Consider the following 22,049-nt stretch of genomic DNA (forward strand, 5'->3'; position numbering starts at 1 on the left):
ACTATCTCAATCACTAAATGCCAAAGTCGGAACAAACAAAGCTCTTGCTTCTGCAAGTGTGTCAACGAGCGAACTTTGATACTGTCTCTTCTTTGAGATGTGTATGAGCCAATCCCGAAATATCGTATATTGATATATCTTAGTGTGAAGAAGGGATATGTGTCAGGGCGTGGAATATAGAAGTATCTATGCGATGAAGGGAGTTTTGCATCTTGAAGAAACAAATCGGCATGATTGTATCTGCATTCACTTGCGTATCCATCCTTTTAAGCGGTTGTGGAACAACAAAAACCAACGAAACCCCGAAAACAGAAACGGTACAAACGACAAAGGATGTAAGGGAATTGGTTTGGAACTCGTTATCGCAAGCAGAGAAAGATGAAGTAGATGGCAGTTGGAAAGATGCCAAAGTCAGCAAGGTAATAGCGGATGCAACCAAATATCAACTCGATGATGCGTCATTCAAAGGAAAAGAAGTAACACTCGTTACCATTCCGGCTAAACAGCGAGAGTTGTTAGGCGATATAAATAGACTCGTGGACGAACCATCAGGTAAGGTCATAGGAAGTTCGATGAGGAAGTAGGAACGAAGAGGGGTAAAGCCCCCCTCTTCGTTTTTGCATCAAAAGCAACAATATCTACGAAAACAGCCAAAATAATAAATAGAAAAGCCTCCTAAATTACACATTTAAGAGGCTTTTCTATTTTGATAAAACAAATTAATTTCTATTAAGCAATCGCATACGATAACAATTCATCGTCACTTCCCCAAGCCTTTGCAGTAATTGATAGTTCGCATACGCGCCGACCGGGGCACCGATTACTGGGACGAGCTGTAGCATCTTCGCTAAATCGATATAGTCTCGGTACTCTGTTTGGAACTTTTCCCAGTCCATATGATTTTCTTCTTCTGTATCCCACGTTTCAATTGCTTTCCATACTTCTTTTCGGTGGTCGTCACTTGAAAAAGCAAGTTGGAACACGTGAAGGATAAAGAGGCGTTCTTCTTTGTTACTCGTATCAAATCCATACAATGTTGCTGCATCGAATAAAAATTTTATTTTAATCGTAAGTAAAAGCGGGAAATCAGCAAGACCAAGAAGAATACCACCAGCTCCCGTACCTGCTCCTTCTGCTGCTGCTATTTTTTTGTACTCATCCATTTTTTTACGGACTTCATCATCACGTCTTTGCAGTGACCAGTTCGTCTCTTTTAATTTCGGCTTTATAAAATTTGATCCGGCACTAATCGTTTGCACCATCATCCGAATCGTTTCTGTTAATACTTTTTGTACTTTCGCCGGAATGAGCTGTTGTACTTTCGTCTGCACTTTTTTTGAGAACCGTGTCATCATAGAAGAATCTTTCATGAATGTAGCTTTCCACTGCTCCAATTCTTTTATAACCTTCTCTTCATACGTAATCATAGGTTCATTCCTTTCAGTTTAAACGCTCAATGCGCTTCGCACTGTATCGATAAACGAAACCAATACTAAATAATATGCTTACTACAAATAAAATGCCGGTCATAATGAAATCTTTCGTCGCAAGTGCAAATAAAATTGTAAATACAGCACTGCCGATAATAAGAATCGCATTTAATAAAGTAAGAAAATCTTCCTTCTTCTCGTCTTCCTCTACTGGATACAAATCAAGCCAAACTTTCATACGGTGATGTTTCCAAAGGGTTAAGAGCTGGTAACCGATTAAGTATAAGAAAACAAGGCTTACGATAAATCGTCCATATAAAAATGGAATAAAGTAAAGAATAACTCCTCCAAGAGCGAGCAGGCGCACATATAAGCCAAAATAGTTACCAGATCTTAAAAATGTTCTCGTATATAAGTATAAATATGTACGCTTCTCACCGATCATCGAAAGGATAAAATCAAGCCATTTCCTACGTGATACTCTCTCTTTTAACTCCCGTACATCAACAAACATATTCGCAATGCGGTACAGCAGCATCATTTTTTTACCTTCTTCAGAAATTAAATACTCCCAGTTCAACGGCTTTCCCTTCACCTTTTGATGCATAACAGCAAGGTATAGCACCATTAAAAAGACAATTACACCAGTAAAAATGACTGAAGTACGTTCTACAAGGAAATACACAAATAATCCATTTAAGATAAAACGAATGAACCAATCTGTTTTTTGAACGCTTTGATCTGTTAAAAATGATTTTTCCCACGCAACGAATAAATTCCACGCTTTTACAATGACGAATGCGAGTACAATCCATATGTAAGCCGCTCCTGTTTGTTTCATTTGCTGGAAATATAACGGGGCAAGCGCAGCCGCTACGATTGCGATTATGTATAACTGAATCATAAACGTAAAGAGAAATGCCTTTGTAAAGTAAGGCTTTAACTTTTCTTCAACTGGCAGCAAATACACGAGGTCCGCTTCTTTTAATAACGTTTGGATGGATCCAGCTGTTAATACGAGGCCAAGTAAGACTGCCATAACGAGCGCTGTCGGAAACGAAGATGTTAACGTTTGTAACCATTGCTGGTAATAATACGCTCCTGCGCCGATGATAAATATGAAAATAAATTTCAAATGATCATTAAATACGTATTTACTATATGTACGAACTTCTTTTAGAAAGTGCCGAAATCGTTCTTTCCATAATGCTGTGCTATTCATAATCTTCTTCCTTTGTTAATGCAATATAAATATCATCTAACGTTGCACCAGGCATGTTAAACCCAGATTGAAGTTCTGATAATGTTCCCATCGCTCTCACTTCACCTTGATGCAAAATAATGAATGAATCACAATAGCGCTCTGCTGTCGCTAAAATATGTGTACTCATTAAAATACCTGCACCACTCTTTTTCATTTGATCCATCATTTGAAGAAGCGATTGAATCGCTAACGGATCAAGCCCAACGAAAGGTTCGTCCACAATGTAAAGGGATGGCTCAACTAAAAATGCACTCATAATCATTACTTTTTGTTTCATCCCTTTTGAGAAATGAGATGGAAACCACTTTAAACGATTTTTCATACGAAATTCTTGTAATAGTTGTCCTACGCGTTCTTCATATTGTTTTTCATCTACACCGTACGCCATCGCTGTTAATTTCAAATGCTCTTCTAACGTTAACTCATCATATAATACTGGCGTTTCTGGAATGAAAGAGAAACTAGAACGGTACGCTGTCATATCATCACGAATTGTTTTCCCGTTAATTGTGACAGTTCCTTTTTTGGGTTCCATTAAACCGATGATATGTTTAATTGTCGTACTTTTACCAGCTCCATTTAAACCGATTAAGCCGACAAGCTCGCCTTTATTAACAGAGAACGAAACATTTTGCAGTACAGGTCGTTTCGTATATCCTCCTGTAACATTTTCTACACGCAATAACTCGCTCATACGACACCACTTTCTTCATTGATATTCATTCACTTTTGTAAGAAATGTATATATTCATCTTACCAAAAATCATGGTGCACTACATAGTTTCGATGCCTCCAAAAAAAAATTTAAATTTCTTGGCATATATTTTTACGAAAGCGGACATCATAATTAGTGAGGAAGGAACACATTGAAAAAGCAACCACCAATTGATGAGTATAACAACACAGTGAAGTCATCATGAAATGGGGTGTCCAAATTGGACAATGAAATTTACACATAACCAGATAATTTGTTTCATTTTCGAAACGGGGTGTCTCCGAAAGAGCATATACTGTTTTAAAAAATAAACAATTTCATTTTAAAAAAAGATTGCAATTCATTTCACTTGAAAATGGGGTGTCTACGGCAGAAACTTTAGCCGATTTACCGTGCATTTCTTAAATAAATGAGGTGTCTGCGAACCGTAAATTATAAAAAATGCTTTTTCAATCCCTCTTCAGAAAACAGGAAGCTGAGTCAGCTTCCTGTTTTTCGTGTTTGTTCTACTATGTAATTATGGTAAAATACGGCTAAGGCTATTTGAAAGGATGAGATCGATGAATCATACAGCGGACAATTGTATTTTTTGTAAAATTATTGACGGGCAAATCCCTTGTTCAAAAGTATACGAAGATGAACATGTGCTTGCATTTTTAGATATTAGTCAAGTAACAAAAGGACATACTCTTGTTATTCCAAAAGTTCACAAACAAGACATTTTTGCGTTAACGCCAGAAATCGCATCACACATTTTTGCTGTCGTTCCAAAAATCGCAAATGCAATGAAAGCAGAATTTAATCCAGTTGGCTTCAACTTGCTTAACAATAACGGCGAGAAAGCTGGACAAACTGTATTCCACTTCCACCTTCATTTAATTCCACGCTACGGTGAAAACGATGGTTTCGGTGCTGTTTGGAAATCACACCAAAATGAATACACTATGGAAAATTTACAAAACATCGCAAGTACAATTGCAAATAGTGTGAAATAGTGCCACTATAATAAGAAGTAATACATAACAAGCCTATCCCTTTGGCATATATACCCTATGGCTTGTTTCTTCACAAAAAATGCCGAGGATATGATTTTTTGTGCATAGCACGTACAAGAGAGAAAAGTTCACTTTTCTTCCTCATGACTTAAAGATATGCACAGTTTTATACATCATGAATACGAACGAAAAATAAGGAGGTTTCCTTTTATGTCAAAAGCTAAATCCTTTATTACAGGTGTAATTTGCGGCGGAGCAGTTGCTGGACTAGCCGTTCTTTTCTCAACTCCTTCTTCTGGTAAAGCTATGCGCGGTAAGCTGAAAGAAAAAGGAACTGATATTAAAAAGACATTAGCTGATATTACAGCTGATACGAAGTTGTTAAAGCGCCAAATCGTTGAAACTGCTTCAGAAGGTAAAGAAGTATTTCAAGAACTAAAAGACGATATGCAAGACACGCTTTCTAACTGGAAACAAGATATTTCTCAAAACAAACGGCATATCGAAAAAGAAATTTTAGACATTCAAAAGTCAATTGAGAAACTACAAGAAGCCGTTCCCGAAAAAGCGTAAACATATTCCTGCTTAGTTTTTTGCATATAACAAATATTTTTTATACGAATTGACCTTGACACGGCATATCACATAGATATGCCGTGTTTTTATGCATTTACAATATCTGTTATCCCTTAACATGTAAAGACAACACATGTATTCTTGACTCATAAAACGCTTCCATAGTTATGCATGATTTGTATAGATTGTCATTTTTCCAAAAAATTTTCACAATTCTCACAAAAAGACTTTATTAATTTTTATTTTACTGGCATAATAGATAGTAATGAAAAAGAATGTTAAAGTGGGTGAGTAAATGAAAAGTGGAGAAAAAGATTACTCGGTAAAAGAAGCGATGATTTTCAGCCAACGCATTGCTCAATTATCGAAAGCGTTATGGAAATGCGTAGAGAAAGATTGGCAACAGTGGATTAAACCTTACGATTTAAACATTAACGAGCATCACATTTTATCAATCGCTTATCATTTAAAAGGGGCTTCTATTTCTGAGATTGCTAAGTTTGGAGTTATGCACGTATCAACGGCGTTTAACTTCTCTAAAAAGCTAGAAGAACGCGGCTATCTTGTATTCTCGAAAAAAGAAGATGATAAACGAAATACGTACATTGAAATTACAGACAAAGGGGAAGAATTACTACTTCGCTTAATGGAGGAGTATGATCCTGAAAATAATTCTGTGTTTAATGGGGCTCTTGCACTTCGTAATTTTTACGGTAAGTTCCCAGAAAATATCGAACTTATCGCAATCCTGCGTAATATTTACGGACAAGACTTCATCGATATTTTTGAGAAATCATTAGAGAATATTGAGGAGAACTTTACGGAGACTGATCAAAAATTAGTTAAAAAATAATCTTTTTATCTTTTCGCAATCATGCGTAAAAATTCATTCATAAGTGGTACAAATAAGCCTTGCTTTACTAGCGCTTCCGCAGTTTCGTTTACTTCGAGCTGATGTGGAAGCGCTTTTTCAAATTGATCTAACAGCGCATCGAACAATAGAAAGCCTTCTGCTTTCTCCTTTACGTATTGTTCGTTCAGTTTTTCACAAAGATTTAGTATACGTTCAATATCTTTTTTACGAGCTTTTTTCTTTATGATTAAAGAATAAAATGGACACTTTTCTTCATCAATCATTTTAAATAGTAGGTCTACGTAATATTCAGCTTGTTCTAGTCTTCTTACAACGTCCATTTTCTCCCTCGCTTCCTAACACAAAGTCTTCTATTTCTGAATTTTGTAACACGAACAAAATATCGTATGATACAATATATAAAGTATATGTATTTTAGCCAAAAGGAGGTCTCGCCTCATGACTCTTATAACCGTTGTTTTTGTCGCATTCGCACTTCTTGTTATATTTTACACGAATTTCATGACACATACACTGTGTGAGCGAAAACAAATATCTGCGAGCCGCCAGCCAGGTGTCTTTCGAGTTATTAATGTATGTATTACCATTCTATTAATTTCTAGTTATATAGAAATTATATTTCATGGAAAGTGAGGAAGGAAAGCCCCTTCCTCATTTTTTTCCTCTATAAGCAAATTATACCTACTATAACCAATAAAATAAACAGTACAAGTAATAAAATAAGTTGAGAATTCATCCCCCATCCCCTCCTCTTTTCTGTATATGCAACATGCGCCCAATATGGTACCCCTTCAAAATCTGACACAAACTGGTTAAAATTTCTTTATCAATAGGAAAACGAGTCGAAATATGATATATTAAATTTTGTACATATTGCTTATACTATGAAATAAACGACACGCATCTAAACTTTATCCCAAAGCCTCGCTAAGCCCTGTTAAGCGTGCTTTTACATATAAAAAAGCAAAGACATCAGTGAGACTTAATCGGGTTCTTATGAACGAAAATAACCTATCATAAGGCGTTTCTTCATTTGTATGGGATAAATTAAAAATACATAATAGTAGGAGTGTTTATTGAATGAAGAAAGCTATGCTTGCCTTAGCCGCAACAAGTGTAATCGCATTATCAGCATGTGGAACATCATCATCATCATCAGACAAAATTGTTACATCTAAAGCTGGTGACATCACTAAAGAAGAGTTCTACAATCAAATGAAGACACAAGCTGGTAAACAAGTACTAAATAACATGGTTATGGAAAAAGTACTTATCAAAAACTACAAAGTCGATGACAAAGAAGTAGACAAAAAGTACGATGAAATGAAAAAGCAAGTCGGTGACCAATTCGATACACTATTGAAACAACAAGGTCTTAAAGAAGAAACAGTTAAAAATGGTGTTCGCGCTTCATTAGCTCAAGAACAAGCGATTGAAAAATCAATTACTGATAAAGATTTAAAAGCAAAATATGAGGACTATAAGCAAGAAATTAAAGCAAGCCATATTCTTGTAAAAGATGAAGAGACTGCTAAAAAAGTGAAAGAAGAACTTGCACAAGGTAAATCTTTCGAAGAGTTAGCGAAACAATACTCTGAAGATCCAGGTTCAAAAGAAAAAGGTGGCGACTTAGGATTCTTCGGACCAGATAAAATGGTTAAAGAATTCGATGAAGCTGCTCGTAAGCTGAAAAAAGGCGAAGTAAGTGAACCAGTAAAAACACAGCATGGTTACCATATCATTAAAGTAACTGATACTCATGCTGACAAAACTTTCGATCAAGCAAAAGCTGACATCAAAAAAGAAGTAGTTCAAGAAAAATCACAAGATGCTCAATTTATGAACGATCTTATGATGAAAGAAATCAAAAAAGCTGACGTAAAAGTTGACGACAAAGATTTGAAAGATCTTTTCGAAGAACCAAAAGCTGACGCTAAAAAAGACGCAAAGAAATAATGAAAAGCTCGGGCTAAGCCCGAGCTTTTTTTGTATGTCCTCTCTTCGCGATACGTTACATCCGGATTCGGTAAATGAAATTATACAATTGGTTCTTCAAATCGATCAACTATAGATCTATTTATATCGGCGATTTTTCAATTATATCGACTTACCGACAAAAACTGACAATGCTTGCAGTCCCCTCTTAAAGAAAAACAAAAAAACCTCGATTCGCGCATGCGGAACCAAGGTTTATCTTATTATCATTGATTAAATTAAAAAACTATGTTAAATTAGTACAGAAACGCATTCGTTAATAACATCAGAATGTATTTATCCGTATCTTAATTGTACACCAAAACACATCTTCAGTCAACCTCTATTTTTCACTTTTAAAGGAGCGCTTACGTATGAACAAAAAACTTGATCAAGAGCAAAAACGATTGGATAGCGTAATAGAAACTATTACGGAGCAAATTGATAAACTGGAAAGCGAAACCGGCAGACGCCGGGCAGAAGTAATCAACATTCGTAAACACTTCTGGGATGATGTTAAAGTTAACACTGATACTTTTGATGATTATCTTGAAACAGTTATCAACTTAAGACAACAAGCTCAGTCACTAGCCGTAACACAAATCACCCATAAGCACACCTTTAATCGACTTGCCGCACTACGACGTATGCATAAAGCACCTTACTTCGGACGAATCGATTTTAAAGAAGAAGGAGAATCTGATGCAGAGAAAATTTATATCGGCGTCGCTACCCTTACCGATGCAAGCGGAGAAAACTTTCTTATATACGATTGGCGCGCACCTATTTCGAGTGTTTACTACGATTATCCACCAGGACCGGCTGAATACAGTACACCAGGGGGCGTAATCCACGGTAATGTGGAAAAGAAATTGCAATACATTATTCAAAATGGCGAGATTGATTCTATGTTCGATACGAGCCTTACAATTGGCGATGAAATCCTGCAACAAGCGCTCGGAAAAGGTACAAACAAACATATGCAAAGTATCGTTGCTACTATTCAGCGCGAGCAAAATGAAATTATTCGTCACGATGAAGGGCGACTACTTATCGTTCAAGGAGCTGCTGGTAGTGGTAAAACGTCGGCTGCCTTGCAGCGAATTGCCTATTTACTATATAAATATCGCGAATGGTTAAAAGCAGATCAAATCATCCTCTTCTCCCCTAACACCATGTTCAACAGCTACGTATCTAACGTATTGCCAGAACTCGGTGAAGAGAATATGCAGCAAGTGACATTCCAGGAATATTTAAACCATAGACTCAGTAAGTCATTTGACGTTGAAGATCCTTATGAACAACTAGAATATATGCTGACTGAAACGAATAGCCCTGCCTATAAAACTAGAAATGCGAGCATTCGCTTTAAAGCATCCACTCAATTTTTCGAAATGATTAGAACGTATAGACAATCCCTTGAATCTTCAGGCATGTTATTTAGAGGAATGAAATTTAGAGGAAAACTGATTGCCTCTGCTAAAGAAATCGCAGAGCAATTTTATAACACTGATTCCTCCCTCCGCTTCCATAATAGAATCGAGAAATTAACGGAGTGGCTAAATAAACAAATAGATGCAATCGAAAAGGCAGAACTAAAAAAACCTTGGGTAGAAGAAGAAATTGAACTACTTAGTAAAGATGAATATCAAAAAGCTTATAAATACTTACAGAAAAAAGGAGAGTTTGAAGACAACTCCTTTAATGATTATGAGAAAGAAACGAAAGTACTTGGACGTATGATTGTCCGTAAAAAATTGAAGCCGCTTCGTAAAGGCGTCCAAACATTGCGTTTCATCAATTTCACTGGAATATATAAACAACTCTTCACAGATGCATCATGGGTTACTGGAGAAAAACCGAAAGATTGGGACGACATTTGCTCGCTAACGGTGAACATGCTCGATGAAGGAAAGCTACATTACGAGGATGCGACTCCATTTTTACTTTTAAAAGAATTAATTGAAGGCTTCCAAACGAACAGATCAATTAAACACGTACTCGTAGACGAAGCGCAAGATTATTCTCCGTTTCAGTTCGAGTTTTTAAAACGTCTCTTCCCTGCAGCAAAAATGACTGTACTCGGAGACTTTAACCAAGCAATATTCGCTCACGCAAGTGAAACAGTGAATTTCAATACACTTACTAGCTTATATGGACCAGATGAAACAAACGGCATCAACTTAACTCGTAGCTATCGCTCAACAAAACCGATTATTGAATTTACACGATATCTCGTACCGGAAGGCAAGAACATTCACGCCTTTGAACGTGACGGTGAGAAACCTACAGTGACGAAAGTGTCTGGTTACAACGAACTGCACGAACATATTACTGCCAAAGTTGCCGAACTACAAAAACAACAGCACAATACGATCGCAATTATATGTAAATCTGCAGCTGAAAGCGCCGCTGCATATGAAGCACTTAGTAGCATTGAAGATATTAAACTTGTGAAGAGCACCTCTGCTGAATATGAACAAGGTGTTGTTATCATCCCTGCTTATTTAGCAAAGGGTATCGAATTTGATGCTGTTATTATTTACGATGCTTCTAAAGATGTATACAGTGATGAGAGCGTTCGTAGATTGTTCTACACTGCTTGCACGCGCGCAATGCATGAGTTGCAACTTTATAGCGTTGGCGAAGTTAGTCCTTTTATACTTGGGGCTAATTCGGAGAGTTTTGAGCTTATTACAACACCTTGATTCGTATCAAGGTGTTTCTTTTTTATGCAGGATTTACACCTTAAAAACAAAGGAAGGAGAGTTGCTATCAGCTCTTCTTCCTTTTTTAATAAATTACAACCAAAAATAACTATATACATCATAGGAAATCGAATATAATATCGCTAATCCTACACCAATAGCAAAAATTTTAAACAAATAAAAACTTAAGGACAGCACGATTGGAAAGGGGGTTAATAAAGAAAATATTAATGAATTCATACGCTGCTCTTTAAAAGTTTCTTTATCTATTTTAATCCCAAATAATATAATTCCACAGGATATAAAAAAACAAAGTGCCATAAAAAATATATCTTCCATACCTTACTCCTACTAATTTTATTATTATTTTCCTGAGGAACTTATCCTCTATTTATAAACACTAATTAAATAGCTTCTAACTAAAATATTATCTTAAAACCATCGAGAATCCTACCCAAAAATGCTTTCCATTCGCACAAATCAATATAAGTGTTACGAAATTCCATAAGATGATTCAAAAAGTAAAAGACTTAAAACGACCTGTATTTGCAGGTTATAATATCACTTCTCATCATGCAGACACACTTACGATTGATGTACTTCTATCTTCACCTTTATTAGATCCTAACACTTCTGAAAAAGACGCGGAAGAATACGCCTATTTACAACAACTAGCTGAATCAATCTCTCGTTCTGAATTATGTACTTCTATTGAAGCGAGTTCACTTATTTAAACACAACAAAAGGGTTATTTTTCATAACCCTCTACATACTATCTAACATTTACATTCGATTTCCCTTTATATGTATGAAGAGATTTATAGCATTTCACAAATATATCTTGCGTTAAGTCCTCAGCGACCTCTTTATTATTTACATATGAATACACAAGCTGCAGGACTTCTTGTCCATACTTGTTCATTATTTCATCGATAAGGTCTTCCTTATCTTCTATTTCAAACGCTTCTACCGTTAATTCATCCACATCATTTCCTCCTTCCCATATATTAGACGACGCACTGTATGGAAAAATTTTATAAATTCATAAAAAAATACGGATGGCAATGTCCATACCGTTTTTTTACGAATATTTATTTGCTTCTTGTCCCCTGATACTAATGCTCTTCTTAAAGATAGGAATTTTCATCCATATGTCTTGTTCCCTATTTTAAAACATAATACAATTAAAATGTAACTTAATAAGCTATAACTAGTAGGTGTGGCAATCATCTCTTCCATTTTGAAAAAAGGGGGGAGGTGATAAAATGATCGCGATGTTTGTAATTAAGTTAGTGTATGGTATCCTAACCGGAGCTGGCGTTGTTATCGGTAGAAGATACGTCGGTCCATGGCTAATTTCTGCATACAAAAAAGCGAGAACCACCCTGCTTCGTGGAAAAGGTAAGGGCGGTTCTCGGCTAAAACGTTAATGTAATTGTCTTATAACCGCACCTACTACCACCACAATAGCAAGTTAGGTTACAAAGGCAGAAGTTTCTCAGGCTTCTGTCTTCTTTATTTTATGCAAAATTCATACTATATACTCTATCATCATTGTAACACATTTTATTTATTTTTAGTCAAGATAAAAAACACCTGAAGGCTTTCCTCAGGTGTTTCTCTATTTTACGCTAACGCAGCTGCCTGCTCTTGTTGATCTACAGGAATGACAGCGTCTGTTAATGCTTTTTCTAGTTCAGCTGTGTATTTCATTTGCTCTTCTTTACTCCAGCCTAATTTCGCAGCCATGTAGTTGATTACTGCTTCTTTCCACTCGTATACCCAGTGAATGTTGAAGAATACAGCGCCTCTGCGGCGTACGAAGAAGTCAACTGGTTTTGCTGTCATTTCGTAATCCATTGCGTATACAAGTGGGATTAGAACGTCTAGCGGCATGTTGTATTCTTTCGCTTCATCTTTATGTTTTTTCGCTAAGTCGAATAGTATATCAACGTTAGAGCCGTAGAATTTCGCGAATTCTTCTGCTTGTGCTTTCGTTAAACCAGATTTCGTACCTTCATCTGCTTTTTTCGCAACGAATGCTGGGAATCCGTGTGAACCACTTACATGTCCGCCAGAGATTGGCATATGTTTCGTGTCGCTCTTCGCATATGCACTATGACCTTCTTTTTGTAGTAGGTTTGTTACGTAGTCTACTACCATTTCAGCCATTTTACGGTATCCTGTTAATTTTCCGCCCGCGATTGTAATTAAACCAGATTCAGAAGTCCAAATTTCATCTTTACGAGAAATTTCAGATGCATTCTTACCTTCTTCGTAAATTAACGGACGTACACCAGCCCAGCTTGACTCCACATCTTTTTCTGTAATTTTCACGCTTGGGAACATGTAGTTAATCGCATTAATGATGTATGTGCGATCTTCTGTTGTCATGTGCGGTACAGCTGCGTCTTTATCATAGAACGTATCTGTTGTACCTACGTATGTTTTTCCACCGCGAGGAATCGCGAACACCATACGTTTATCTGGTGTATCAAAGTAAATCGCTTGACCTAATGGGAAACGTTTTTGATTAATTACTAAGTGAACACCTTTTGATAATTGAAGTACTTTTCCTTTTTTCGAGTTATCTTTTTCACGAAGTGTATCTACCCAAGGACCAGCTGCGTTTACAATTTTCTTACCGTAAACCTCGTACACTTCTCCGTCTAGTAAATCGATTACACGTACACCGCATACTTTTCCATCTTTATATAAGAAACTGTCTACTTTTGCGTAGTTAACAGCTTTCGCACCATGCTCAATTGCTTCTTTCATTACTTCAATTGTAAGACGCGCATCGTCTGTACGATATTCTACGTAGTAACCGCCACCTTTTAATCCTTCTTTTTTCACAAGAGGCTCTTTGTTTAATGTTTCTTCACGGTTAAACATTTTTCTGCGCTCGCTTCGTTTTACACCTGCTAAGAAGTCGTATACACGAAGACCAATTGATGTACTAAATGATCCGAACGTACCGCCTGTATGGAACGGAAGTAACATCCACTCTGGTGTTGTTACATGGGGACCGTTCTCATATACGATCGCACGCTCTTTCCCCACCTCTGCTACCATTTTCACTTCAAGTTGTTTTAAATAACGTAAACCGCCGTGTACAAGTTTCGTTGAACGACTTGATGTACCTGCTGCAAAGTCCTGCATTTCAAACACAATCGTTGATAAACCGCGTGTTGCCCCATCTAATGCAATACCAGAACCAGTAATACCTCCACCAATTACGATCACATCTAACTCTTGTTTATTTACTCCATTTAATACGTCTTTACGTTGTTTACTTGAAAATTTCATGGTAATTCCTCCCTTTGATAACGAAAAAAGAGACCACAAACTCCGCTATAGATTTCGCCTCTATAGCGCGTTGTGGTCTCTCCAAATCTCCTACCGAATTATTAACTTGTCACCATTATAACACTGTTTATGATTATTTGAAAGCTTTTGTTGCTTCAATTGCCTTTTTCCATCCAGCATATAGCTCTTCGCTTGTTTCCGCTTCCATCGTTGGTTCAAAGCGTTTGTCCATATGCCACTGTGCTTTAATTTCATCTTGGTTTTTCCAATATCCAACCGCAAGACCAGCTAAATATGCTGCACCTAAAGCTGTCGTTTCATTGATCACTGGACGCTCTACAGGAACACCCAACATATCGCTTTGGAACTGCATTAAGAAGTTATTCTTAACTGCCCCGCCATCAACGCGTAATGTATTCAGTTCAATACCTGAATCAGCTTCCATTGCGCATAATACATCTTTCGTTTGGTAAGCTAAAGATTCTAGCGTTGCACGAATGAAATGCTCTTTCGTCGTACCGCGTGTTACACCAAACATAGCGCCGCGTACTTCGCTATCCCAGTACGGTGTTCCGAGTCCTACGAATGCCGGTACAACATATACACCTTCAGTTGATGCAACACGGCTAGCGTACACTTCACTCTCACTCGCATCTTTAAACATGCGCATTCCGTCACGTAACCACTGAATTGCAGAACCTGCTACGAAAATACTTCCTTCTAATGCATAGTTTACTTTACCATCTAAACCCCATGCAATTGTTGTTAATAGGCCATGCTCAGAAGCAACTGCTTTTTCGCCTGTGTTCATTAACATGAAGCAACCAGTTCCGTAAGTATTCTTCGCCATACCTTCACCGAAACAAGCTTGTCCGAATAATGCTGCTTGTTGGTCACCAGCTACACCTGCAATCGGTACATTTTGGCCAAAGAAGTGGTAATCAATTGTTTCTCCATATATTTCAGATGATTGACGTACTTCTGGAAGCATGCTCTTTGGTACTGTTAACATGTCTAGAAGCTCATCATCCCACTGTAAGTCGTGAATGTTAAACATTAATGTACGTGATGCATTTGAGTAGTCTGTTACGTGCGCTTTTCCGCCAGACAATTTCCATACAAGCCATGTATCAATTGTTCCGAATAATAACTCGCCGTTTTCCGCTTTTTCTCTTGCACCTTCAACGTTATCTAAAATCCATTTTACTTTCGTACCAGAGAAGTATGCATCAATTAAAAGACCTGTTTTTTCGCGAACCATCTCGCTATAACCTTTTTCTTTTAACTCATCACAAATTTCAACTGTTTGACGAGATTGCCATACGATTGCGTTATAAATTGGTTTTCCAGTCTCTTTATCCCATACAACCGCTGTTTCACGTTGGTTCGTAATACCGATACCAGCGATTTGTTCTGGTTTTACATCCGCTTCACTTAAGCAAGTTGCGATAACTGCTAAAATAGATCCCCAAATTTCTTGTGCATTATGCTCAACCCAGCCTGGCTTTGGAAAATGTTGTGTAAACTCTTTTTGAGCTGAATGAACGATTTTTCCTTCTTTATTGAAAAGAATTGCGCGTGAGCTTGTTGTTCCTTGGTCTAATGAAAGAATATATTTTTTCATATCGGTTTCCCCCTATGCTACTTTTCTACTATTTGTAGTAGTTCCGCTTTTTTTACTTGTCATATAAGAGATTGCTAGTACAATCACAGTTGCAATAATCACATAAATAAGTGCTGAATTTTGTTTTCCTTCAAATACAACTTGATGGAATAATCCTGCAAGTGATCCACCTAAAATTGGACCAACTACTGGAATCCATGCATACTTCCAGTTTGAACCGCCCTTTCCTGCAATCGGAAGGAAGAAGTGTGCAATACGCGGACCTAAATCACGAGCCGGGTTGATTGCGTATCCTGTTGTTCCACCTAATGATAAACCAATACTTACAATTAAGAAACCTACGATAAATGGATTTAAACCATCTGCAAATTTATTTGCTCCAATTGCTAATATACCAAATACTAAAACGAATGTTCCAATCATTTCACTTAAAAGGTTTGTAAATGTGTTCGGAATTGCTGGACCTGTTGCAAATACACCTAACTTTGTTCCTGGATCTTCTGTTTCTTTCCAGTGTGGTAAGTAATGTAAATATACAAGAACTGCCCCGATAATTGCCCCAATCATTTGTGCTGCGATATACATTGGTACGTCACTCCATGGGAACGCTCCCTTAAAAGCAAGTCCTATCGTTAAAGCTGGATTCAAATGTGCCCCACTAATTGATCCAACTGCATACGCTGCAACTGCTACCGCTAACCCCCAGCCCATCGTAATTACAATCCAACCAGAATCTTTCGCAAACGACTTCTTTAAACTTACACCAGCGCAAACGCCGCCACCAAGTAAGATTAACAACGCTGTCCCTATTAACTCTCCTAAAAATGCTGACATAGTATCCCTCCGCAATCAATTTAAACGCTTTCAAAAGTGATAGAGGTAAAATGAATGGCCATTCGTTTTTTTCAAAAGAAAAAGATCCACAGCTTACATGCCTCTATATAAAAGTATATAGAAACAATAAAATGTGGATCTCTTCTTTTCTCCGTCACGTTTATTAACTTGTCTATAATGTTAACCTTTCGTGAAAGCGGTGTCAACAGAATTTTTTCACATTTTCGTCACTTTTGCTGGTAATGTTTCCATAGTTCTTTCTTCGATGTCGTAATTGCTGTCGCACCAGCATTTAACGCTCTTTCAACATCCTCCACAGTACGAATGAAACCACCCGCTAAAATCGGTACACCTGTACGCTCTTTCACTTCAGCAATCACATCCGTTAACGCACCAGGAAGCACCTCTATATAATCCGGCTTCGTCTTTTCTAGCAAATTACAGCTCTTTTCCATCGCGCTAGAATCAATTAAGAAGATACGTTGAATGGAGACGACACCCTTTTGCTTCGCCTTCATAATTACGCTCGCCTTTGTCGATAATAACCCGTACGGTTTATATTCTTGGCATAAAAACTCCGTCGCATGCCCATCACTCTGCAAGCCATGGATCAAATCAACATGTAAAAATACTTTTTTATTATGCTGCTTCGCAAGTGATATAACACTCTTCAATTGACCGACATGAATATCTAAAATAACAATATACTCATACGAACTATGTAATAGCTTTTCTAAATCTTTAATTTGCCTCACTGCCGGCAAAATCTTTTGCTCATGAAACTCCATTCTAAATGTCCCCTTCTTTATGTCATCCTATCCTTTATAGTACACAATTTAAGTGAAAAGAACAGCTAGTGTAGGGGATTTCTTACAAATCTTTCTCTTATCTATATATTTTCTTCAACTTATCAGAAACCGTACCACCTATAACCATTAATATGAGGGGTAAAAAATTCATTACATATGGTGCATCCGCTATAATGGTAATGCTGGCTCCGGCAAACTTATTTAACATCCATATACCGATTTTTGTAACAAACAAAAATACCCCTAGCATGAATAGACCATCAAAGAACACCTTCCATTTTGGATGCGCTAATTGTTTACTATCTTCTATTACTTTCTGCGTCAACTCTTGATCACTCCTCAATAACTCATCAATTGTAATACCGAACAGATCACTTAAATGAATAATAATTTCAATGCTTGGATAGTTCTTTCCCGTCTCCCATTTCGAAACGGATTGCCTACTTACATGAATTTTTTCAGCTAAATCATTTTGCGACCAATTTCTTTTTTCTCTTTCTACTTTTAAACGTTCACTGAAAATCATACTGTGTTTATCACCTCTCTATGCCTAGTATGGTCAAATAAATGATGAAGAGTAAAGCGAGTTATCGTTGCATAACCTGTGCAACTTGTGCGTTGCAGCTTAAAATGGGGCTATGTAGTATGTAGATTTCATATATTTTTCTTGTATAATAATTTCCCGAACAATAATCGTATCTCTTAACATTGTCGCTTTCTGTCGGTAAGTCGATATATTGAAAAAATCGTTGATATATTCCAAGAAATAAAAGAGTGGATAACAACATGCTATCCACTTTCCCGTAATTATAATAAAACTGAATCCTGATTACGTCCTTTTTAAAGTAGCAATATTAGATCTCCATTGTTAGCAGGGATTAAAAAAGAATGCCTATTCTATTCAAATAGAACGGCATTCCTTTTTATAAACAGTATTTAGAAATTATTATTTAAGGTATTTCCCCAAATCATCTAAGTTTCTTGTATGATTTAGAATGATTACGTACTCAACTTCAACTTCTGTTACTACCATTTCTAAAACTTGATGGATTTCAATGTAATCATTTTCATATTCTTTTGCCGAAGTTACAATCTCTTCTAGGGTTCTTACAAACGTTTCAGCACTCCAGTCTTTTGTTGACAACGATACATAGGTTTGAAATTTTTCTGTATTCATGTTAGTTCTCACCCCTCCGAACAACGTTAAAATTATATATTTAATAATTTAAATATATAATGCCCTCTAGCAAAAATCAATTACCTTTTCATTTAGTAAGTCTTCAATTTTAAAATGACAGCTAATAAGCGAAACATATACTTTTTTCTTATACAAATATTTCATACAACAAAAAAGAAGAGAAATGGAATACATCCCTCTTCTTCAAACCTTTTCTATTAAAGCAAAACCGAATCCTTATCACTATCCTGATTACGTTTCTCTCGCTCTTCTTCTAAGCGCTTCATATAAACTTCGCCTTCTTTTTCGATAAACTCATTATCCATCTCTTGCTCTTTTTTTGAAGTATATAAAACCATGTAGCCACTTAGTACAATCCCAATGATCACAAGATAAATCCACCATGGTAAAGTTTCCAAATCACTTCATTCCTTTCCTTAGACAAGCCTTATTAGTTTCACTCTATGAGGAAAGAAGTGGATTTATGCTTAAAATTTCATTGTGGATTCTCCGCGAAGAACGCTTGTACATATTCCATAAACTCGATTGGCTCCTGACGAAACGGTGCGTGGTATCCTTTTTCAATAATATGAAACGTGCTATTTGTAAATAGCTGATGATACAACTCACCATTTTTCCAAGAAACACTCTTATCGTGCCTACCCCAAATAATTAAAGTCGGTACCTTAATTTTATCTGCTTCCATCGCAATGCGGCGTTCTCTCATTTTCGTAAGCTGATCATAATGCTCTTTATCGTCGCGACTATTTTTCACTTCATTTTTATTATAATCCGTAATCTCTGTTACAGTTTGTAAGTCTGTCGATATTGGCGGCATTTCATAACTTTCTTTTTGCTGGAAAGATTCAATCCCTGTAGAATCCGCTAAAATGAGATGCGTCACTGCATCCGGATATAAATACGCTAAATTAAAGGACATCTCTCCTCCCATCGAATGACCGAGCACCGCGAACTGATCGTATCCGAGCTTCTTCATTAACTTATAATATAAATTCACTTGCGCAGGAAACGAATACTGAAAATCAACCGGCTTAGACGAACGCCCAAATCCTAAAATATCAACCGCAATAATCGTATGGTCTCTCGCAAGTTCCGGATAGATATCACTAAACCCATCAGAAGAACCGCCAAATCCGTGAAGCATAAGTAAGGGCGGTTTCCCCTCACCAAGTTGCTTAAAATAAATCGTCTGCCCATCGATTTGCGCCATCTTCTCTTTCGTATTGAACTTCATCATAACAGTATCTTTCACTTCTTCAACCTTCGCAATCGGCTTATCAACGAAGTTACATACTACAAGTAAAACGAGCGCAATACCGCTAATCATATAAAACTTAAACCGTTTCAAAATTCCCGTCTCCTTTCTCACATTGCTATTTAAAGGTTTTACATTTTTTGGTTGTTTTATGTTCTCTTTTTAATTGTAACCATATTAGTTACAATTATATTAAAAAAATATTACTTATTCCCATTACTGATGGTTATTTTGTAACCATTATAGTTACACATTTAAAGTAAGTCAATTATTTTCTTTACATGTATGATTTCAACTAGCTTTTTTCTTACATTCTACATCGTAAGCTACTCTAATTTTGCCCATAGAAAAATCCCCTCCATAGTAAGTAAACAGGTTAATGTGCTTTCTTTTCCCGTCTACTATAAGGGGATTTTTTAATGGTATAATATTAATTATAACTTCAGTTAAAGGTGGGTTTTTTGTTCATCCCCCACTGATTATTAGCCCACACCAATCGGGCGTTTATGGACAGTAAAACTCCCACAAATAGCGGGATAAATTTTTACAAATAAGGAGATAAGACTATGGCAAAAAACAACTTACTAAGAATGGACAATGTTGGCATCGTTGTAGAATCCCTTGATGACGCAATCTCTTTCTTCGAGGAGATTGGCTTGAACCTCGAAGAAAGAGCAACTGTCGAAGGTGAATGGTCTGGTCGCGGGACTCGGTTCTCAGTGCGTAGAGATTGCTGTGATGGTTACTCCAGATGGCCACAGTCGACTTGAACTTTCACGATTTCTCACACCACCTACTATAGCAGATCACCGGACTGCTCCTGTAAACACCCTCGGTTATCTACGCGTCATGTTCACCGTTGAAGACATTGACGAAATGGTATCCAGACTCACTAAGCATGGTGCTCAGCTCGTTGGCGAAGTGGTTCAGTACGAGGACTCGTATAAGCTCTGCTATATTCGTGGAGTCGAAGGACTTCTAATCGGTTTGGCGGAACAACTCAATAACAAATAAGTAAATGACGTTTTATAAAAAGCCTTTACTGAAATATACATTGCTGAAGTAAAAATATTTGAAGAAAATTCTTATTCAATAAAAAGGCGTTATTGTTGAATAAAACTTAGATTTTTAAGCGACTTTATTATTATATTTTTAACCCCGTTCTAACTTTAGAACGGGGTTATGTTTGTTTGAGCTTTTAAAATTTCCGTAGTCTTTTTAGAATAAATTAGTTAAAAACAAAAGACTACATACTATACGCGAAAGAGTTTAAAACAGAGGAATTATATAAGGTGTTAATTGGTTTTAGAGGAGGACGTAGCCCATAGCAGAGGTGAAGCATCAAGGAACTTAAAAATAAGAATAATCAACTAAACAAAGGATTATAAATCGAATAAAATAATCAGCTGTCTATAAAACTATTAGGGGTACCACCACATCGCTATCAAGCTAAGCTTATATAAGTTTAATTTCATGTGAGATTTTTTCTTTTTTCTAAAGATCTAGTGTAAGTTCTTTAAAGATGTGCATACCAAATAAACCCTATCAGGTTTCAATTTTTTGGATTACGCTACATGATTGTGAGACATAGAAAAGTTATATACGACGCCTAAAATATCAAAGACTGTTTTCTTCTCATACCTATGGGATTTTCGTCCGTTTTTCTGTAAGAGATTAAACAGCCGAGACAATATCTTTGTTAATTTTTGTGTCTCTTTTTGTAGAGATTGATAAATAAGTGGAAAATAATCTTTTATCATATAAATCGCTTTATATTCGCTTGATTCTCGTTTCTTCTTGATGAGGAGTAATCGGTGCATTTGAAACATGGTGGAGGAACAAAGAAGGATGCTAATTAATTGTCCGTATAAGTGACATTCTAGTCGTTCTAATTTGACAGAATTACAATGATGAATACGAAAAAATGATTTCCAAGTTTTAAAGATAAGTTCAACTTGCCATCGTAAGGAATAAAATAAGCACCACACTCGTCTATCGTATGTAGATCTCTTAAATCGAAATATCCTAGATCACGTATACATACATCGTGCGGTTGAAGAGACGATAAGCAAGTAGAACCATAAATTTTATCATTTTGCTTTCCCGAACCTACATGAACATGTAAAAATTGACCACTAAGTCTTGTGCACGATATTTACTTTTTCGTTGAACAAATCCAACTTTTCTAGCTAACTGATCCAGAGCATGTTGTGGCATATGTTGCTGTAATTCTTTAGAAAACAATTGTAATTCATCAGAAATCGATAAATTCATACCAAAAACACCCCCCTTTCTGTATATTTCTCCAAAAAGAATAGCGTTTTTTTCGTTTTATGGATACAATTTTTTAGCTTGATGGCGGTGGGGTGTCTTAAAATCTTAGCCTGATAGGTATGGGTCAGTACCCCACATCCATCAACTTAAGGATTTAGACTATTCTTGAAGGTGAAAGCACGTTACTATTCTCTTATGTTAATGAGAAAG

General features: G+C 36.6%; 22 protein-coding genes and 4 pseudogenes. 10 read left to right on the plus strand and 16 right to left on the minus strand.

Going from position 1 to position 22,049, the window contains the following annotated elements; all coding sequences use genetic code 11:
- Nucleotides 1-212: 212 nt before the first annotated feature.
- A complete protein-coding gene (locus JDS80_RS26280; RefSeq protein ID WP_071747309.1) occupies nucleotides 213-584 on the plus strand; it encodes a hypothetical protein in 372 nt (123 codons plus the stop codon).
- Between the two features lie 135 nt (nucleotides 585-719).
- On the opposite strand, the gene ecsC is transcribed toward JDS80_RS26280, so the two are convergent.
- The 3 genes from ecsC to ecsA are packed head-to-tail and all read right to left on the minus strand — an operon-like array spanning nucleotide 720 to nucleotide 3,388.
- Entirely contained in the window at nucleotides 720-1,427 is a 708-nt protein-coding gene (gene ecsC, locus JDS80_RS26285; RefSeq protein WP_071747308.1) for an ecs operon protein EcsC, read from the minus strand.
- A gap of 13 nt (nucleotides 1,428-1,440) precedes the next feature.
- Nucleotides 1,441-2,652, minus strand: a complete 1,212-nt coding sequence (locus JDS80_RS26290; protein ID WP_199640356.1) for an ABC transporter permease — start codon at nucleotides 2,650-2,652, stop codon at nucleotides 1,441-1,443.
- Nucleotides 2,645-3,388: an ABC transporter ATP-binding protein EcsA gene (gene ecsA, locus JDS80_RS26295; protein WP_001292616.1), complete on the minus strand. Its 744-nt coding sequence runs from the start codon at nucleotides 3,386-3,388 to the stop codon at nucleotides 2,645-2,647. The genes JDS80_RS26290 and ecsA overlap by 8 nt, the downstream gene beginning before the upstream one ends.
- Nucleotides 3,389-3,969: 581 nt before the next feature.
- Between ecsA and JDS80_RS26300 the strand changes: the two genes are divergently transcribed.
- From JDS80_RS26300 to JDS80_RS26310, 3 genes are all read left to right on the plus strand, one after another.
- Nucleotides 3,970-4,404 (plus strand): HIT family protein, encoded by a 435-nt coding sequence (locus tag JDS80_RS26300; protein WP_001016832.1) that lies wholly within the window; start codon nucleotides 3,970-3,972, stop codon nucleotides 4,402-4,404.
- Between the two features lie 210 nt (nucleotides 4,405-4,614).
- Nucleotides 4,615-4,977, plus strand: a complete 363-nt coding sequence (locus JDS80_RS26305) for a YtxH domain-containing protein (RefSeq protein WP_000030296.1) — start codon at nucleotides 4,615-4,617, stop codon at nucleotides 4,975-4,977.
- A 298-nt stretch (nucleotides 4,978-5,275) separates the two neighbouring features.
- Nucleotides 5,276-5,833 carry an HTH-type transcriptional regulator Hpr gene (locus tag JDS80_RS26310; protein WP_000834921.1) on the plus strand — a complete coding sequence of 186 codons (558 nt, stop codon included), beginning with the start codon at nucleotides 5,276-5,278 and terminating at the stop codon, nucleotides 5,831-5,833.
- Nucleotides 5,834-5,838: 5 nt separating this feature from the next.
- Here the strand turns inward: JDS80_RS26310 and JDS80_RS26315 are convergent, their stop codons facing one another.
- On the minus strand, nucleotides 5,839-6,174 hold the full coding sequence (locus JDS80_RS26315) for a DUF1878 family protein (RefSeq protein ID WP_071747306.1): 336 nt from the start codon (nucleotides 6,172-6,174) through the stop codon (nucleotides 5,839-5,841).
- A gap of 118 nt (nucleotides 6,175-6,292) precedes the next feature.
- Here JDS80_RS26315 and JDS80_RS26320 point away from each other — a divergent pair, with 118 nt between their 5' ends.
- The 3 genes from JDS80_RS26320 (at nucleotide 6,293) to helD (ending at nucleotide 10,536) form a co-directional block, all read left to right on the plus strand.
- The gene (locus JDS80_RS26320; RefSeq protein WP_000172692.1) at nucleotides 6,293-6,487 is read left to right on the plus strand and encodes a hypothetical protein; all 195 of its coding nucleotides are present in this window, start codon (nucleotides 6,293-6,295) and stop codon (nucleotides 6,485-6,487) included.
- Nucleotides 6,488-6,934: 447 nt separating this feature from the next.
- The gene (gene prsA, locus JDS80_RS26325; protein WP_199640357.1) at nucleotides 6,935-7,810 is read left to right on the plus strand and encodes a peptidylprolyl isomerase PrsA; all 876 of its coding nucleotides are present in this window, start codon (nucleotides 6,935-6,937) and stop codon (nucleotides 7,808-7,810) included.
- 392 nt (nucleotides 7,811-8,202) lie between these two features.
- Nucleotides 8,203-10,536 carry an RNA polymerase recycling motor HelD gene (gene helD, locus JDS80_RS26330; protein WP_199640358.1) on the plus strand — a complete coding sequence of 778 codons (2,334 nt, stop codon included), beginning with the start codon at nucleotides 8,203-8,205 and terminating at the stop codon, nucleotides 10,534-10,536.
- A gap of 93 nt (nucleotides 10,537-10,629) precedes the next feature.
- Here the strand turns inward: helD and JDS80_RS26335 are convergent, their stop codons facing one another.
- Nucleotides 10,630-10,875, minus strand: a complete 246-nt coding sequence (locus JDS80_RS26335; RefSeq protein WP_071772347.1) for a protoheme IX farnesyltransferase — start codon at nucleotides 10,873-10,875, stop codon at nucleotides 10,630-10,632.
- 95 nt (nucleotides 10,876-10,970) lie between these two features.
- On the opposite strand from JDS80_RS26335, the pseudogene JDS80_RS26340 reads away from it, so the two are divergent.
- Nucleotides 10,971-11,270: pseudogene (locus tag JDS80_RS26340) on the plus strand (hypothetical protein); the annotation flags it as partial.
- A gap of 50 nt (nucleotides 11,271-11,320) precedes the next feature.
- On the opposite strand, the pseudogene JDS80_RS26345 reads toward JDS80_RS26340, so the two are convergent.
- Nucleotides 11,321-11,521 (minus strand): annotated as a pseudogene (locus tag JDS80_RS26345) (sigma factor); the annotation flags it as partial.
- Between the two features lie 280 nt (nucleotides 11,522-11,801).
- On the opposite strand from JDS80_RS26345, the gene JDS80_RS26350 reads away from it, so the two are divergent.
- Complete coding sequence (locus JDS80_RS26350) at nucleotides 11,802-11,966, plus strand: hypothetical protein (protein WP_199640359.1); 165 nt, start codon at nucleotides 11,802-11,804, stop codon at nucleotides 11,964-11,966.
- A 196-nt stretch (nucleotides 11,967-12,162) separates the two neighbouring features.
- On the opposite strand, the gene glpD is transcribed toward JDS80_RS26350, so the two are convergent.
- From glpD to JDS80_RS26390, 8 genes are all read right to left on the minus strand, one after another.
- Nucleotides 12,163-13,845, minus strand: coding sequence for an aerobic glycerol-3-phosphate dehydrogenase (glpD, locus tag JDS80_RS26355; RefSeq protein ID WP_199640360.1), 1,683 nt, complete (start codon nucleotides 13,843-13,845; stop codon nucleotides 12,163-12,165).
- Nucleotides 13,846-13,978: 133 nt separating this feature from the next.
- Entirely contained in the window at nucleotides 13,979-15,469 is a 1,491-nt protein-coding gene (glpK, locus tag JDS80_RS26360) for a glycerol kinase GlpK (protein WP_199640361.1), read from the minus strand.
- Nucleotides 15,470-15,481: 12 nt separating this feature from the next.
- Entirely contained in the window at nucleotides 15,482-16,303 is an 822-nt protein-coding gene (gene glpF / locus JDS80_RS26365) for a glycerol uptake facilitator protein GlpF (protein ID WP_071747292.1), read from the minus strand.
- Between the two features lie 227 nt (nucleotides 16,304-16,530).
- The gene (gene glpP / locus JDS80_RS26370; protein ID WP_071747291.1) at nucleotides 16,531-17,091 is read right to left on the minus strand and encodes a glycerol uptake operon antiterminator GlpP; all 561 of its coding nucleotides are present in this window, start codon (nucleotides 17,089-17,091) and stop codon (nucleotides 16,531-16,533) included.
- 97 nt (nucleotides 17,092-17,188) lie between these two features.
- Entirely contained in the window at nucleotides 17,189-17,638 is a 450-nt protein-coding gene (locus tag JDS80_RS26375) for a helix-turn-helix domain-containing protein (protein ID WP_199640362.1), read from the minus strand.
- Nucleotides 17,639-18,058: 420 nt separating this feature from the next.
- The gene (locus JDS80_RS26380; RefSeq protein WP_199640363.1) at nucleotides 18,059-18,289 is read right to left on the minus strand and encodes a hypothetical protein; all 231 of its coding nucleotides are present in this window, start codon (nucleotides 18,287-18,289) and stop codon (nucleotides 18,059-18,061) included.
- A 218-nt stretch (nucleotides 18,290-18,507) separates the two neighbouring features.
- On the minus strand, nucleotides 18,508-18,708 hold the full coding sequence (locus JDS80_RS26385; RefSeq protein ID WP_002170693.1) for a sporulation YhaL family protein: 201 nt from the start codon (nucleotides 18,706-18,708) through the stop codon (nucleotides 18,508-18,510).
- Between the two features lie 77 nt (nucleotides 18,709-18,785).
- Nucleotides 18,786-19,658, minus strand: a complete 873-nt coding sequence (locus JDS80_RS26390; protein WP_199640364.1) for an alpha/beta fold hydrolase — start codon at nucleotides 19,656-19,658, stop codon at nucleotides 18,786-18,788.
- 473 nt (nucleotides 19,659-20,131) lie between these two features.
- Here JDS80_RS26390 and JDS80_RS26395 point away from each other — a divergent pair.
- Nucleotides 20,132-20,579, plus strand: a pseudogene (locus JDS80_RS26395) (VOC family protein).
- A 551-nt stretch (nucleotides 20,580-21,130) separates the two neighbouring features.
- Here the strand turns inward: JDS80_RS26395 and JDS80_RS26400 are convergent.
- A pseudogene (locus JDS80_RS26400) lies at nucleotides 21,131-21,705 on the minus strand (transposase); the annotation flags it as partial.
- Nucleotides 21,675-21,839, minus strand: a complete 165-nt coding sequence (locus JDS80_RS32410) for a hypothetical protein (protein WP_412676971.1) — start codon at nucleotides 21,837-21,839, stop codon at nucleotides 21,675-21,677. The gene JDS80_RS32410 and the pseudogene JDS80_RS26400, both read right to left, overlap by 31 nt.
- Nucleotides 21,840-22,049: the final 210 nt, after the last annotated feature.

Origin of the sequence: Bacillus cereus group sp. N8, assembly GCF_016483685.1 — a bacterium.
GTDB classification, from domain to species: domain Bacteria; phylum Bacillota; class Bacilli; order Bacillales; family Bacillaceae_G; genus Bacillus_A; species Bacillus_A proteolyticus.